The organism is Pseudomonas sp. GW822-FHT05A08 (genome assembly GCF_058800485.1).
The window spans coordinates 4,110,557-4,124,981 of record NZ_CM179511.1 but is presented as its reverse complement, the minus strand read 5'-3'; the positions used below and the strand labels follow the sequence as shown (position 1 = coordinate 4,124,981).

Below are 14,425 nucleotides of genomic sequence, written 5' to 3'. Positions count from 1 at the left end.
CCCCGACATTCTCCTGGAGAACCCAAGATGAGCAAAAAACGTATTCTGGTCACCGGCGCCGGTTCGGGCTTTGGTCGTGCGGTGGCGCTGCGCCTGGCAGCCAACGGCCATGAAGTGATCGCCGGGGTGCAGATCACCCCGCAGGTCACCGAACTGCGCGAACTCGCAGCCAGCCTGGACCTCAAGCTGCGGGTGGAGAAGCTCGACATCACCTCGGCCCGCGACCGGGCCCATGCCTGGCAGTGGGACATCGACGTGCTGCTGAACAACGCCGGCGACGCCGAGACCGGCGCCATAGCGGAAATCCCGGTGGATATCCTGCGTTCCCAGTTCGAGACCAACGTGTTCGCCAACCTGGAGCTGACCCAGGGCTTCGTGCGGCAGATGGTCGAGCGGCGCAAGGGCAAGATCGTCTTCGTGTCGTCGATCGCCGGCCTGCTCACCGGGCCCTTCACCGGCGCCTACTGCGCCTCCAAGCATGCCCTGGAGTCCATCGCCGAGGCCCTGCACATGGAGCTGGCGGAGTTCGGCATCCAGGTCGCGACCATCAACCCCGGGCCGTATTCCACCGGCTTCAACGACCGAATGATGGAAACCTGGAAAAGCTGGTACGACCCGCAGAAACACTTCACCGATCACTCCGGGCTGAAGTTCCCCTTCGAGCAATACGATCCCGAGGAAATGGTGGCGAAAATGGTCGAGGTGGTGGAGGCGGATGGTGGGGCTTTCAGGAACCTGCTGCCGGCGCACTTCGTCGACATCGTCAAGCAGGACCAGCAGGACGCCTGGACGCGCCAGCAGTCCTGAGGCCGGTTCAAAAGGTCTGCCCCATGGAGAACTGGAATACCTGGGTGTCGGCGTTGTCGGGTTTGCGCACCGGGTACGCCAGGTTGAAGCTCAAGGGGCCGAGCGGGCTGTACCAGGTCACGCCGACTCCCACCGAGCTGGCCATCTGGGCGAGGTCGACGCCGTCGCAACCCTGGGTGGTGCTCAGGTAGCACTTGTCCGAATAGACGCTGCCGACGTCCCAGAACACCGAGGTGCGCACCGACTTGTTGTCCTTGATGAAGGGCATCGGGAACAGGTATTCCACGCCTCCGGTGATCAGGATGTTGCCGCCCAGGGCGTCGGTGTCGCGGTCGGAGTAATACGCCTGGCCGGCGCTGGCATAGGTACCGGTGGCGGGGGTGTTGCGCGGGCCCAGGGTGCCGCTTTCGAAGCCGCGCACCGAGCCTTCGCCGCCGGCGGTGTAGTTCTCATAGAAGGGCAGGCCGTCGGTCGAGCCGTAGCCGTTGCCATAACCGAGCTTGGTATGGAAACGCAGCGAGGTGGCGCTGCTGAGCGGCAGGAAGGCCTGCCCGCTGTAGTCGAGCTTGTAGAAACTCAGGTCGCTGCCGGGCACCGTCAGCGTCAGGTTGAGGCTCTGCGAGTGCCCGCGGCTGGCCAGCACACCGCGGTTGAGGGTCGATTCCGACCAGCCGAGGTTGGCCTTGAAGTTGGTGAATTCCTTGCCCTCGCGCTCGATGAAGTCGTAGATCTCGTCGGCGCTGTAGGTGCCCGGCTCGATGCTGTCGTGTTGCACGGTCAGGCCGAAGTTCAGACGCGAGGTTTCGTTGATCGGATAGCCCAGCGAGGTGCCGGCGCCATAGCTGTTGATGGAGTAGTAGGAGACGCCGTCATCGTAGTAATCGTTGTAGTCGGTGCTGCTGTAGAACAGGTTGTAGCCCAGGCTCACGCCGTCCGGGGTGAAGTAGGGGTTGGTGAAGCCGAAGTTGTACTTGCTTTGGTATTCCGAGCGGGTCAGGCCCAGGCTGGTGTAGTTGCCGGTCCCCAGGAAGTTGTTCTGGGTGATGGAGCCGCCGAGGATCAGACCGGAGTTCTGGGCAAAACCGACACTGGCGGTAATCGAGCCGGAAGCCTGCTCTTCAACCGCGTAGTTGACGTCTATCTGGTCGTCGACCCCGGGCACGGCCGGGGTCTCGACATTGACCTCCTTGAAGAATCCCAGGCGCTCCAGGCGAGTCTTGGACTGGTCGATCAGGTAGGTCGATGCCCAGCCGCCTTCCATCTGGCGCATTTCCCGGCGCAGTACCTTGTCGTCGGTCTTGGTATTGCCGCGAAAGTTGATGCGGTTGGCGTAGGCGCGCTTGCCTGGGTCGACCACGAAAGTGATATCGACGGTGTGATCCTCGTCGTGGGGCTGTGGTACACCGTTGACGTTGGCGAAGGTGTAACCGTCGTTGCCCAGCCGGCGGGTGATCAGCTCGGACGTGCTGGTCATCAGTTTGCGCGAGAACACCTGGCCCTTTTCCACCAGCAACAGCGACCGGACCTGCTCTTCAGGCACCTTCAGCTGGCCGCTGAGCTTGACCTCGCGAACCGTGTATTTCCGGCCTTCGTTGATGTTGACCGTGATGTACACGTACTTCTTGTCAGGGGTCAGGGAAACCTGGGTCGAGGCGATGTCCATGTTGATGTAGCCGCGGTCCAGGTAATAGGAGCGCAGGCGCTCCAGATCGCCGGAGAGTTTCTCGCGGGCGTACTTGTCGTCGTTCCTGAAGAAGGACAGCCAGTTGCTGGTCTTGAGCTGGAACTGATCGGTCAGCTCCTGCTGGGTGAACACCGTGTTGCCCACCACGTTGATGTGCTGGATGGCGGCCACGCTGCCCTCGTCGATGCCGATCTTCAGTTGTACACGGTTGCGCGGCTGCGCCAGTACTTCGGCGTCGACCGTGGCCGAGTAGCGACCCTGGGCGACATATTGGCGTTGCAGTTCGTTGCGCACGCCTTCCAGGGTGGCGCGCTGGAAGATCTCGCCTTCGGCCAGGCCGGATTGCTTGAGGCCTTTCATCAGGTCGTCGGTGGAAATCGCCTTGTTGCCTTCTATGACGATGCCGGAGAGCGACGGTCGTTCGACCACGGTGATGATCAGCACGTCACCGTCGCGCCCCAGTTGGATGTCCTGGAAGAAGCCGGTCTTGAACAGGGCGCGGGTGGATTCCACCAGACGCTGGTCATCGACTTCGTCGCCGACGTTCAGCGGCAAGGCGCCGAACACGCTGCCGGCGGAGACCCGTTGCAGTCCGTTGATCCGGATATCGGAGATTTTGAAACCTTGGGCGTGGGCCAGAGTGGCATTGAGCAGCAGCGCAACCGAGCAGAGCAGGCGCGAAAAATTCATCGGGATCTTTTCCAGGACACATCGACAAGCAGCGCAGGCGCGTTTGAATGACCCGCCGCAGACGGGACAACCCACAGCGGCCTGGCGGGTGGAGGTCAAGCATAAGAGTGCGGGGTGTTTGGTGCGGTTAACCGAATGTCAAGTTAGGTAAAGGTTGGGCCTGGGGCGATGACGCTGCATGGCGCGCAGGGGATAATGCGCCGGTGCCCTTTCAAGAGTTCGCCATGATTTGCGTATTGCTCGTCGACGATGACCAGGAACTGACTGGCATGCTCATCCAGTACCTGGAGCGTGAAGGTTTTGCGGCGACCGCCGTGCACTCGGGCGAGGAGGGCGAGGCCCAGGCGCTTTCCGGAGGCTATGACATCGTGGTGCTGGACGTGATGCTACCGCGCCTGTCGGGCATCGAGGTGCTTCGGCGCATCCGTGCCAGCAGCCAGATCCCAGTGGTGTTGCTCACCGCCCGTGGTGACAACATCGACAAGATCACCGGCCTGGAACTGGGCGCCGACGACTACGTGCCCAAGCCCAGCTCGCCGGGCGAACTGGTGGCGCGCTTGCGGGCGATCATGCGCCGGGTGCAGCCGGCCGAGCCGCCGACCAAGGAGGTGATCAGGACCGGCACCCTGGCCCTGTGGCCCGGCAAGCGCCAGGCCCAATGGCAGGGCAGCGAGCTGGAGCTGACCAGCACCGAGTTCAGCCTGCTCGAAGAGCTGGCCCGTTGCGCGGGGCAGGTGGTGAGCAAACAGGACCTGTCGCTCAAGGCCCTGGGGCGTCCCTTGACCCGCTACGACCGGCGTATCGATGTGCATATCAGCAGCATTCGCCAGAAGCTTGGCCCGCGCCCCGACACCAAGGCCTGGATTCAGAGCGTGCGTGGCCTGGGCTACCTGTTGATCGCCGGATGATGAAGCCCAGCCGGCTGTTCTGGAAACTGTTCCTGGCTTTCTGGCTGGCCACCAGCCTGACCTTCCTGGTCGGGCTGGGCATCCTGCTGCTGGGCAGCTTCGTTCCCGGAGATCCGCATCTGGAAGCGATCCTGGCCAGCGAGGAGCAGTTGCTGCAACAGTACGGCATCGATTCCGGCAGGCAGCTGTTGACGGTCTGGCAGCACCCGCCGGACCAGGCCATTGGCGTCTATGACAGCAGCGGCCAACTGTTGGCCGGATCGCCAGTCGCGCACCTGGCCTATGAAAAGACGCTGGTCAGCAAGGAAGGGCTCAGGCTTTCGCTCAGGTCTTCCTTGGTGCCTGGCGATCACCGCCGACCGCCGGGGCGTTTGATTCCGCTGTTGATCGGTACGCTGATGAGCGCGCTGTTCAGTGCTTACATGGCCTATTACCTGGCCTGGCCACTGGCCTATCTGCGACGGGCGATGGGCGACGTCGCCCAGGGGCGTTTCGAGACCCGGGTCAAGCCGATGATGGGCTCGCGCCGCGATGAAATCGTCGACCTGGCCGAAGACTGCGACCGCATGGCCAATCAGTTGAAACTGTTGGTGGAGGCCCAGCAACATCTGCTGCATGACATTTCCCACGAACTGCGCTCGCCCTTGACCCGCATGCAGGCGGCCATTGGCCTGTTGCAGCAGGACCCGGTACGCCAGGAAATGCTTGGGCGCATCGAGCGCGAGTCGGAGCGCATGGACACGCTGATCGAAGCGCTGTTGACCCTGGCGCGCCTTCAGGGCCGGCCCGAGAGCATCGAGAGCGAGCCGCTGGATATCATCGAGTTGCTGGCGGTGATAGTCGAAGACGCGCGGTTCGAGGCAGGCATGAAAAGCTGTCAGGTCAGTCTGCAGGCCTGTCCGGATTTTGTCAGCCGGTGCAACGGCGAGCTGCTGTATCGCTGTTTCGAGAACGTCATTCGCAATGCGGTGCGCCATACCGCGGCGGGAACCGGGGTCCAGGTCAGCGCGCGCAGCGATCTGCCCGGCCAGTGCCTGATCGTGCGCATCATCGACCAAGGCCCTGGCGTCGAAAGCACGCGCTTGCAGAGTATTTTTCAGCCGTTCGAGCGTGGCCCGGGCGAGGCGGCCAGCGGTTTCGGCCTGGGCCTGGCGATCGCCGCCAGGGCTGTGGAGCTGCACGGTGGCAGCATCGAGGCCCACAACGAGCCGGGCACCGGGCTGGCCGTGGCGATCCGCCTGCCTCGACGGGCCTGATCTTTACACGAAATTACACTGCCTTGACGGCCCTGTACGTCGCCCCTCAGTAGACTTGCGGCTCAAGCGTACTTCAGCGTTTTTGCTGTTCTGGCGGGGCCATTGAGTGGAGGTGGCGATGTTTCTGGTGCATAAAAAGGGATTCGTTTCCGGCAAGAAAATGGTCGATGGGCTGGTGCCCTACGACTTCTTCTGTGAGGACAATCCGGCCATCAACCTGTTCGTGTTCACCGGTTCCAGCGCCCCCGGCAAGGTGGTGGAGGAGCAGACACTCTGGGGGTTCACCCGTCTGGAGCGTTTCGAGGCGCTGACCCGGACCCTGGTGTTGAACAAGAAGGGCCAGGGCTGGTTTCAAACGGTCAACGTGCTCACGGGCCCCGCGCAGAATGGCACCCAGAGCCTGAAGTTCCAGCGGGTGCTGAAGATCATCAAGCATACCGACCCCTCGGGACGCGTCGCCAGCAAGGTGGAGTACGAGATCCACACCGACGAAGGCGATACCTATTTCACCCGCCGGCCCGCGGCCACCAACAGCGGAAAGACTGTCATCTATGCAGCGGATTGCTGACTTCTGAAGGGATGCGGGGCTGGCGTGCTCCTGTAGAAGTAGGAGCGAGGCTTGCCCGCGATGGCAATAGATCAGGCGGCGCCGGTCCGCCGGATCGTCACGGCCGTACCGGCCGATCGCAGCCTTCGGCAGCGGCTACAGGTGTGCGGTCGGTCGACACTCGATTGCCCGGACTGTGCCGGGCCACAAGATCACCGCCTAGCCGAACCTCACTCCTGCCGCGAGTTGCGGGTACTGGTTTTTCATTTCGTCCAGGCATTGCCGCAGCAGCCGGGCATCCCTCGGCAAGCGCGTGGCCAGATCGTCCCAGCCATGGAATTTCAGCTGCACGGGCATTTCCACCAGGCCGCTGATGGCGTCCCAGAAGGCGTCCCAGTTGGCGCCGTACCCATTGGGGAAGCCCAGGGCCTCGCGCAGGGTGGCGTGCAGTTCGGCGGTGCTGGTCACCGCGTTCAGGTCAATGTCCAGCCGCTGGAGTCGGGGCATGTTGTGCGCCTTCGAAATTCTCGGCTGCGCAGGATACCCCGGCTTGGCGCGATTGCTCAGCCCGGCAGCGCGCCCAGTTCGAGTTTGTAACCCACTCCGTACAACGACTGGATCGGGTCTTCCCCGGGGCAGGCCTGGGCCAGTTTGCGCCGCAGGTTGCGCACGTGACTGTCGACGGTGCGGTCGGTCACCACCCGGTGGTCGGAGTACAGGCGGTCGAGCAACTGGTCGCGGGAGAACACCCGGCCAGGGGCGGCAGCCAGGGTCTTGAGCAGGCGCAGCTCCACCGGGGTCAGGTCCAGGGCGATACCGTCGAACGAGGCGCGGTAGCGCTCTTCGTCGATCTGCAGGCGGGCCTGTGCGAGTGCCGTCAGTTGCGGGCTGCGGCGCAGGATGGCCTTGACTCGGGCCACCACTTCACGCGGGCTGAAGGGCTTGCAGATGTAGTCGTCGGCGCCCAGGTCGAGGCCCAGCAGGCGGTCCACTTCCTCGACCCGGGCGGTGATCATGATGATCGGCACTTCGCTGAACCGCCGCAGCTCCTGGCACACCTCCAGGCCGTCGCGCCCGGGCAGCATCAGGTCGAGCAGGATCAGTCGCGGCCGGTGGGCGCGTACCGCTGGCACCACGTCCAGGCCGTTGTCCAGGCTCAGGCTGGGGTAGCCGGCGGCATCCAGGTAGTCGCGCAGCAAGGCGGCGAGTTTCGGTTCGTCTTCGACGATCAGGATCGGTTGTCCGGTGCTCATGCTTCAGCCTTGCCGGGCAGGCGCAGGGTCAGCCACAGGCCGCCCAGGGGCGAGTGATCGGCGTCGAGGCTGCCGCCGTGGGCCAGGGCGATGCTGCGACAGATCGCCAGGCCCAGGCCGGCGCCGCCGCTGGCGCGGTTGCGCGAGGCCTCGCCACGGTAGAAGCGCTCGAACAGCCGCGGCAGTTGTTCGGCGTCGACCCCGGGGCCGGAGTCGATGAAATCGACCCGCAGGTTATCGCCCTCGACGCAGGCGCGGATGCGCAGCTGGCCGCCGGTATCGGTGTAGCGCAGGGTGTTTTCCAGCAGGTTGGCGAACAGTTGTTGCAGGCGCTTGGGGTCGGCGTCCAGCTGCATCGGCCGCTCCGGCAGTTTCAACTCGACCTCAAGCCGTGCGGCCTGGCAGCGCTCCTGGAACATCGCCACGCTGGCCTGCAGCAGCTCGTTGAGCGAGCACTCGCTCTTGCGGTAGGTGAGGGCGCCGACGTCGGCCAGGGACAGCTCGTACAGGTCGTCCACCAGCTTGCTGAGCATGCCCACTTCGTTTTGTAGCGATTGCATCGAGTGCCGGTCGAGCTTGCGTACGCCGTCCTCGATGGCCTCCAGTTCGCCACGCAACACCGACAGCGGGGTGCGCAGCTCGTGGGAGACATCGGCCATGAATTCGCGGCGCATCTGTTCGTTGCGCTCCAGGGTGTAGGCCAACAGATTGAAGTCGCGGGCCAGTTGGCCGACTTCATCGTTGGAGGCCACGGCCACCCGGTTGCTGTACTCCCCGGCAGCCAGGCGGTGGGTGGCCGCGGCCACGCGCTTGACCGGGTCGAGCAGGGCGCGCGAAATCCACCAGGCAATCAGCATCGCCAGCAGCAGCGAGGCCACGCCCACCGCCAGGCTGGTGCGCAACTGGTACTGGAAGAAACGTTCGCCGCCGGCTTCGCTGACACTCTGGAACGGCGATACCGCCAGCCAGCCGACCGTGCTGCCGGCCACCTCGATCGGCCGCAGCAGGGCATCGTCGGCGATCGCCGCATAGCCGATCACCAGCTGCTTGTCGCGGTCCAGCAGGGCAATGCGAAACAGCGCGCCGGTCAGGTCCGAGGTCAGCGGCAGTTTCAGCTTGCGGATCTGCGATTGCTCTTTGGGTCCCGGGCGCATGATGTCGAACCAGCGGTCGGGGTTGTCGCGGATGAATTCCCAGTCACCTGCCTGCGCGTAGGCCTGGGCCAGGCGCGGCAGCACTGGCTCCATGCGTTGCAGCGCCTGTTCGTTGAGGTAGCCGAGGAAGCCGCGGCCGAAGCTCCAGCCGGTGGCCAGGCCCATGCTCAGGATGACGAATAGCACGCTGGCCAGGACGGCGCCGAACAGTTTGGTGGAGATACTCAGTTTCATGGGCTCGCGCGGCTGGAGGAATGGCCCGCTCATTTAGGCCCCGGCGCGGCAAAGATTCAAGGTCGCCGGGTAATCTTCAATTTTCCTGCACATTTGCTTCGCAGCATGGCGGACAGGCACAAGCCATCCCGTTTTGCAGAGGCATTTATGTCGACCAAACTTTTCGCCAAATCCCTGGTGACCGCCGCGGTCATCGTTTCCCTGATGCTGCTGTTGGTGTTGAGCGGTTGTTCGCCAGCGGCGCCCGAAGCCGCCGCCGAGGTCCCCAAGGTCTCGGTGATCACCGTGCAGCCGCAAAGCCAGGCCCTGAGCACCGAGCTGGCGGGGCGCACCCAGGCGTTCCTGGTGGCCGAGATCCGCCCCCAGGTCGGCGGCATTGTCCAGAAGCGGCTGTTCGTCGAAGGCGCCGAAGTCAAGGCCGGGGACAGCCTCTACCAGCTGGATGCCGCCAGCTACAAGGCGGCCCTGGCGGAAGCCCAGGCCACCCTGGCCAAGGCCCGCGCCACCCTGAAGTCGGCCCAGGCCACCGCTACCCGCGATGCCCAACTGGCGAAGATCGATGCCATCAGCCAGCAGGACAACGAAGACGCCCAGGCCAGCCTGTTGACTGCCCAGGCCGATCTGCAGGTGGCCCAGGCCGGCGTCGAGACGGCGCGCATCAACCTGGCCTATACCCGCATCGGCTCGCCCATCGGCGGGCGCATCGAAACCTCCACCGTGACTCCCGGGGCCCTGGTGGTGGCCAACCAGGACGCGGCGCTGACCACGGTGCAGCAACTGGACCCGATCTATGTCGATGTCACCCAGTCCACCACCGAGCTGCTGCGCCTCAAGCGCGACCTGGCCAGCGGCGCGCTGCAAGGCAACGCAGCGGATGAAATGCCCGTCAGCCTCAAGTTCGACGACGGCAGCACCTATGCTCATGAGGGCCGCCTGAAGTTCAGCGGGGTCAGCGTCAGCCAGGGTACCGGCACCGTGACCCTGCGTGCCGTGTTCCCTAACCCGGAGCGCCTGCTGCTGCCGGGCATGTACGTGCGGGCGGTGCTGGAGCAGGCCCGCGACGAACAGGCGATCCTGATTCCGCAACGGGCAGTGAGCCGTAGCGCCAGTGGCATGACCTCGGTGCTGGTGGTGGTCGAAGGCAAGGTCGAGCAACGCCAGGTGACCATCGACCGCGCGGTGGGCAACCAGTGGTGGGTGACGGCCGGCCTCAGCGCTGGTGATCAACTGATAGTCGAGGGCGGGCAGAAGGTCCGGGTTGGCGCCGCGGTGGTGGCGCAGAACAACGGCACCGGTACCCGCAGCCGTGTGCCGCAGGCACCGTCCACCGCCCTGGCGCAGGAGGGTTGAGCATGGCGCGTTTCTTTATCGACCGACCGATTTTTGCCTGGGTCATCGCCATCGTCATCATGCTCGCCGGGGCCTTGTCCATCAGCCAGTTGCCCCTGGAGCAGTACCCGGACATCGCGCCGCCGACGGTGCGGATCTCCGCCACCTACACCGGTGCCTCGGCCAAGACCGTGGAAGACTCGGTGACCCAGGTCATCGAGCAGCAGCTGACCGGCCTGGACAACCTGACCTACATGTCGGCCACCAGCAGCTCGGCGGGCAGCGCCAGCATCAACCTGACCTTCGCCGCCGGCACCGACCCGGACGTGGCGCAGATGCAGGTGCAGAACAAGCTGCAGCAAGCCGAGTCGCGCCTGCCTCAGTCGGTGCAGAGCGAAGGCCTGACCGTGACCAAGGGCGGTTCGGACTTCCTGATGATCGCCGCCCTGGCCTCGGACGACGAGAGCGTCACCGGCACCCAGATCGGCGACTACATCTCCAGCACCTTGCTTGACCAGATCAGCCGGATCGATGGCGTCGGCGAGGTGCAGACCCTGGGCTCGGGCTACGCCATGCGCATCTGGCTGGACCCGGCCAAGCTGGAGAAATATGCCCTGATGCCGTCCGACGTCAGCGCGGCCCTGGAGGCGCAGAACACCGAAGTCTCCGCCGGGCAGTTGGGCGCCATGCCGGCGGTGCCCGGGCAGCAACTGAACGCGACCATTACCGCGCGCAGCAAGCTGCAGACCGAGGACGAGTTCCGCAATGTGGTGGTCAAGTCGTCCAGCGACGGCGCGGTGGTGCTGCTGAGCGATGTGGGGCGAGTCGAACTGGGCAGCGAAAGCTATGACATGAGTTCGGCGCTCAATGGCCGGCCTGCTTCGGCCATGGGCATCAAACTGGCGACCGGGGCCAACGCCCTGAGCGTCGGCGACGCGGTCAAGGCCAAGCTCAAGGAACTGGAACAGTTCTACCCGGCGCAGATGCAACTGAAGAACGTCATCGCCTACGACACCACGCCCTTTGTCAGCCTGTCCATCGAGGAGGTGGTCAAGTCCCTCGGCGAAGCCATCGTCCTGGTGGTGCTGATCATGTTCCTGTTCCTGCAGAACTTTCGGGCCACGCTGATCCCGGCGATCACCGTGCCGGTGGTGCTGCTGGGTACCTTCGGCGTGTTGGCGCTGCTCGGCTATTCGATCAACACCCTGACCATGTTCGCCATGGTTCTGGCCATCGGCCTGCTGGTGGACGACGCCATCGTGGTGGTGGAGAACGTCGAGCGGGTGATGGTTGAGCAAGGGCTGCCGCCCCTGGAGGCCACGCGCCAGTCGATGGCGGAAATCACCAGCGCGTTGATCGGCATCGCCCTGGTGCTCAGCGCGGTGTTCATTCCCATGGCGTTTTTCGGCGGTTCCACCGGGGTTATCTACCGGCAGTTCTCGGTGACCATCGTCTCGGCCATGCTGCTCTCGGTGCTGGTGGCGATGACTCTGACCCCGGCGCTGTGCGCGACGTTGCTCAAGCCAACCGATGCCCAGGGGCATGGACCGCAGCGTGGTTTCTTCGGCTGGTTCAACCGCCATTTCGAGCGCAGCGCCCAGGCTTATCAGCGGCTGGTCGGCGGCATCCTGCAACGCAGCCGTAGCAGCCTTCTGCTGTACGGGGTGCTCCTGCTGGTCATGGGTGTCGGCTATGTCAATCTGCCGACTTCGTTCCTGCCGGACGAAGACCAGGGCACCCTGATGGCGCAGATCCAGCTGCCGGTGGGCGCCACTGACAGTCGCACCCAGGCGGTGATGAAACAGTTCGAGAGTTACATGCTCGAACAGCCGGAGGTCGAGGCTTTGATCAGCATCAGCGGCCTGGGCATGGGCGGCAACAGCCAGAACACCGGCCGCGCCTTTATCAAGCTCAAGGACTGGAGCCAGCGCCTGGGCGCCGGCCAGGACTCGGCGTCGATTGCCCAACGCGCGACCCTGGCGCTGGCGAGCATCGGCGATGCCAATGTATTCGTCATGCAGCCGCCGGCGGTGCGCGGCCTGGGGCAAAGCTCGGGCTTCGACCTGCAGCTCAAGGACCTCGCCGGCCTGGGCCACGACGCCCTGGTGGCGTCTCGCGAGCAGTTCATTCAGCTGGCGCAGCAGGACCCGCGCCTGCTCGGGGTCCGCAGCAACGGCCTGGACGACACGCCGCAGCTCAAGGTCAGCATCGACGATCGCAAGGCCGGAGCCCTGAGCCTGAGCACCAGCGACATCAACAGCACCCTGTCCACGGCACTGGGCGGCACCTACGTCAACGACTTCCTCAACCAGGGTCGGGTGAAGAAGGTCTATGTGCAGGGCGAGGCCGCGGCGCGGATGCAGGCGCAAGACCTGGACCATTGGTTCGTGCGTAACGCCAACGATGAAATGGTGCCGTTCTCGTCCTTCGCCAGCAGCGCCTGGAGCTACGGTTCGCCGTTGCTCGAACGCTACAACGGCATCTCCTCCCTGGAGGTGGTGGGCGATCCGGCGCCGGGGGTGAGTTCCGGGGTGGCCATGGACGTGGTCGAGTCCATCGTCAAGCAACTGCCCGAGGGTATCGGCTATGAGTGGACCGGGCAGTCCTATCAACTGCGCCTGTCCGGCTCCCAGGCGCCGTTGCTCTACGGGATTTCGATTCTGTTCGTGTTCCTCTGCCTGGCGGCCTTGTACGAAAGTTGGTCAGTGCCGTTCTCGGTGATGCTGGTGGTGCCCCTGGGCGTGGTCGGGGCGGTGCTGGCGACCCGGTTCAGTGGGCTGAGCAACGACGTGTACTTCCAGGTGGGGCTGTTGACCACCGTGGGGCTGTCGGCGAAGAACGCGATCCTGATCGTCGAGTTCGCCAAACACCTGCAAGAGCAGGGCGCCAGCCTGCTGGAGGCGACCCTGACCGCGGTGCGCCAGCGCCTGCGGCCGATCCTCATGACTTCTTTGGCCTTTATGTTTGGCGTGCTGCCCCTGGCCTTGAGCTCCGGCGCCGGTTCGGCCGGACGCCGGGCCATCGGCACCGGGGTGCTGGGCGGCATGTTCAGCGCCACGGTGCTGGGGATCTTCTTCGTGCCGCTGTTCTTCGTGCTGATCCGTCGCCGCTTTACCCGTGCTTCCACCCCCTCCACTCAACCCGCTGCAACAGGTGACGCATGATCAATTTTCGTTGGGCCCTGGTGCCTGCCCTGGCGCTGTTCGGTGGCTGCATCAATCTGGCGCCCGAGTACCAGCGCCCCGAGGCGCCGGTTGCCGAGCAATGGTTGCCGGGCAGCAAGGCATCCACCGGGGAGGCCGCCGCCGATATCCATTGGCAGCAGTTCTTCACCGACAGCCGCCTGACGCGCTTGCAGGCCCTGGCCCTGGCCAACAACCGCGACCTGCGCCTGGCCAGTCTGAATATCGAAAAGGCCCAGGCGCAGTACCGCATCCAGCGCGCGGCGCTGTTCCCGGCGATCGATGCCGGGGTCAGCGGCACCCACAGCCGCACGCCGGGCTCGACATCCGGCACGGGCGTGGCCAGCACCAGCCATGACTACAGCGCGCAACTGGGCCTGAGCAGTTACGAGCTGGATGTATTCGGCCGGTTGCGCAACCTCAAGGACGAGGCGCTGGAAGACTACCTGTCGCTGGCCGAAACCCGGCGCAGCACGCAGATCAGCCTGGTGGCCGAGGTGGCCACGGCCTGGCTGACCCTGGCGGCGGACAACGAGCTGTTGCACCTGGCCCAGGAGACCCTGCGCAGCCAGCAGGCGACCTACGAGCTGACCCAACGTAGCCATGCGTTGGGCGGTTCCTCCGGACTGGCCCTGGCCCAGGCGCAGACCACCGTGGAGTCGGCCCGCGGCGATGCGGCGGTGTACGCCAGCCAGATCCTCCAGGACCGCAACGCGCTGCGCCTGCTGGTGGGCAGCGAGATCCCCGACGAACTGCTGCCCGGCGCCAGCCTGCAATCGGCGGCGCTGCTGGTGCGGGTGCCGGACGAGTTGCCGTCCAGCCTGTTGCAACGCCGTCCCGACGTGCTGGCGGCGGAACATACGCTGAAGTCGGCGAACATCGATATCGGCGCGGCGCGGGCGGCGTTCTTTCCCAGCATCAGCCTGACCGCCAACGCCGGCTCGGCGAGTTCGGCGCTGTCCGGGTTGTTCAAGGCCGGCAGCGGCGCCTGGACCTTCGCCCCGAGCATCAGCCTGCCGCTGTTCGACGCCGGCAGTAACCGTGCGACCCTGGACGCGGCCAAGGTCGAGCGCGAGATCCAGGTGCAGACCTACCAGCAGACCGTGCAGAGCGCCTTCAAGGAAGTTGCCGATGCCCTGGCCGAACGCAGCACCCTGGCTGAACGCCTGGACGCCCAGCAGGCCCTGACCGACGCCAGCCGCAAAAGCTTCGAACTGGCCGACGCGCTGTATCGCGGTGGCTCGCAAAGCTACCTCGAAGCCCTGGACGCCCAGCGTTCGCTGTACAGCGCGGAGCAGGACCTGATCAGCCTGCGCCTGACCGAGCAGAGTAACCGGGTGACCCTGTACAAGGTGCTGGGCGGCGGCTGGCAGTGAGCGCA

The 14,425-nt window shown here is 64.9% G+C and carries 11 protein-coding genes; 7 read left to right on the top strand and 4 right to left on the bottom strand.

Annotated elements, in window-relative coordinates; translation table 11 throughout:
• The first annotated feature begins 27 nt into the window (after window positions 1–27).
• Window positions 28–807 (top strand): SDR family oxidoreductase, encoded by a 780-nt coding sequence (locus AC3RCP_RS18630; protein ID WP_101338247.1) that lies wholly within the window; start codon window positions 28–30, stop codon window positions 805–807.
• Window positions 808–814: 7 nt separating this feature from the next.
• Here AC3RCP_RS18630 and bamA read toward each other — a convergent pair whose 3' ends face one another.
• On the bottom strand, window positions 815–3,181 hold the full coding sequence (gene bamA / locus AC3RCP_RS18625; RefSeq protein ID WP_492571166.1) for an outer membrane protein assembly factor BamA: 2,367 nt from the start codon (window positions 3,179–3,181) through the stop codon (window positions 815–817).
• A gap of 224 nt (window positions 3,182–3,405) precedes the next feature.
• Between bamA and AC3RCP_RS18620 the strand changes: the two genes are divergently transcribed.
• From AC3RCP_RS18620 to AC3RCP_RS18610, 3 genes are all read left to right on the top strand, one after another.
• Window positions 3,406–4,089, top strand: coding sequence for a response regulator transcription factor (locus tag AC3RCP_RS18620; protein WP_102680436.1), 684 nt, complete (start codon window positions 3,406–3,408; stop codon window positions 4,087–4,089).
• Window positions 4,086–5,345 (top strand): sensor histidine kinase, encoded by a 1,260-nt coding sequence (locus AC3RCP_RS18615; protein ID WP_101338245.1) that lies wholly within the window; start codon window positions 4,086–4,088, stop codon window positions 5,343–5,345. The genes AC3RCP_RS18620 and AC3RCP_RS18615 overlap by 4 nt, the downstream gene beginning before the upstream one ends.
• A 118-nt stretch (window positions 5,346–5,463) precedes the next feature.
• A complete protein-coding gene (locus AC3RCP_RS18610; RefSeq protein WP_492571167.1) occupies window positions 5,464–5,913 on the top strand; it encodes a hypothetical protein in 450 nt (149 codons plus the stop codon).
• Window positions 5,914–6,111: 198 nt separating this feature from the next.
• Here AC3RCP_RS18610 and AC3RCP_RS18605 read toward each other — a convergent pair whose 3' ends face one another.
• Genes AC3RCP_RS18605 through baeS form a run of 3 tightly spaced genes read right to left on the bottom strand, consistent with a single transcriptional unit; the run spans window position 6,112 to window position 8,566 of the window.
• On the bottom strand, window positions 6,112–6,399 hold the full coding sequence (locus AC3RCP_RS18605) for a barstar family protein (protein ID WP_101338243.1): 288 nt from the start codon (window positions 6,397–6,399) through the stop codon (window positions 6,112–6,114).
• A gap of 56 nt (window positions 6,400–6,455) precedes the next feature.
• Window positions 6,456–7,145, bottom strand: coding sequence for a response regulator (locus AC3RCP_RS18600; protein ID WP_101338242.1), 690 nt, complete (start codon window positions 7,143–7,145; stop codon window positions 6,456–6,458).
• Window positions 7,142–8,566, bottom strand: coding sequence for a sensor histidine kinase efflux regulator BaeS (gene baeS / locus AC3RCP_RS18595; protein ID WP_101338241.1), 1,425 nt, complete (start codon window positions 8,564–8,566; stop codon window positions 7,142–7,144). Before baeS ends, AC3RCP_RS18600 begins: the two co-directional genes overlap by 4 nt.
• Before the next feature lie 114 nt (window positions 8,567–8,680).
• On the opposite strand from baeS, the gene AC3RCP_RS18590 reads away from it, so the two are divergent.
• The 3 genes from AC3RCP_RS18590 to AC3RCP_RS18580 are packed head-to-tail and all read left to right on the top strand — an operon-like array spanning window position 8,681 to window position 14,420.
• Entirely contained in the window at window positions 8,681–9,883 is a 1,203-nt protein-coding gene (locus AC3RCP_RS18590) for an efflux RND transporter periplasmic adaptor subunit (protein ID WP_101338240.1), read from the top strand.
• A gap of 2 nt (window positions 9,884–9,885) precedes the next feature.
• Entirely contained in the window at window positions 9,886–13,026 is a 3,141-nt protein-coding gene (locus AC3RCP_RS18585; protein WP_101338239.1) for an efflux RND transporter permease subunit, read from the top strand.
• Window positions 13,023–14,420: an efflux transporter outer membrane subunit gene (locus AC3RCP_RS18580; protein ID WP_101338238.1), complete on the top strand. Its 1,398-nt coding sequence runs from the start codon at window positions 13,023–13,025 to the stop codon at window positions 14,418–14,420. The genes AC3RCP_RS18585 and AC3RCP_RS18580 overlap by 4 nt, the downstream gene beginning before the upstream one ends.
• The last annotated feature ends 5 nt before the right edge of the window (window positions 14,421–14,425 follow it).

Excerpts from the sequence above, each read along its gene's own strand:
- AC3RCP_RS18630 (WP_101338247.1), top strand. The coding sequence starts at position 28 with ATGAGCAAAAAACGTATTCTGGTCACCGGCGCCGGTTCGGGCTTTGGT.
- AC3RCP_RS18605 (WP_101338243.1), bottom strand. The coding sequence starts at position 6,399 with ATGCCCCGACTCCAGCGGCTGGACATTGACCTGAACGCGGTGACCAGC.
- AC3RCP_RS18610 (WP_492571167.1), top strand. The coding sequence starts at position 5,464 with ATGTTTCTGGTGCATAAAAAGGGATTCGTTTCCGGCAAGAAAATGGTC.
- AC3RCP_RS18615 (WP_101338245.1), top strand. The coding sequence starts at position 4,086 with ATGATGAAGCCCAGCCGGCTGTTCTGGAAACTGTTCCTGGCTTTCTGG.
- AC3RCP_RS18590 (WP_101338240.1), top strand. The coding sequence starts at position 8,681 with ATGTCGACCAAACTTTTCGCCAAATCCCTGGTGACCGCCGCGGTCATC.
- AC3RCP_RS18580 (WP_101338238.1), top strand. The coding sequence starts at position 13,023 with ATGATCAATTTTCGTTGGGCCCTGGTGCCTGCCCTGGCGCTGTTCGGT.
- baeS (WP_101338241.1), bottom strand. The coding sequence starts at position 8,566 with ATGAGCGGGCCATTCCTCCAGCCGCGCGAGCCCATGAAACTGAGTATC.
- AC3RCP_RS18620 (WP_102680436.1), top strand. The coding sequence starts at position 3,406 with ATGATTTGCGTATTGCTCGTCGACGATGACCAGGAACTGACTGGCATG.
- bamA (WP_492571166.1), bottom strand. The coding sequence starts at position 3,181 with ATGAATTTTTCGCGCCTGCTCTGCTCGGTTGCGCTGCTGCTCAATGCC.
- AC3RCP_RS18585 (WP_101338239.1), top strand. The coding sequence starts at position 9,886 with ATGGCGCGTTTCTTTATCGACCGACCGATTTTTGCCTGGGTCATCGCC.
- AC3RCP_RS18600 (WP_101338242.1), bottom strand. The coding sequence starts at position 7,145 with ATGAGCACCGGACAACCGATCCTGATCGTCGAAGACGAACCGAAACTC.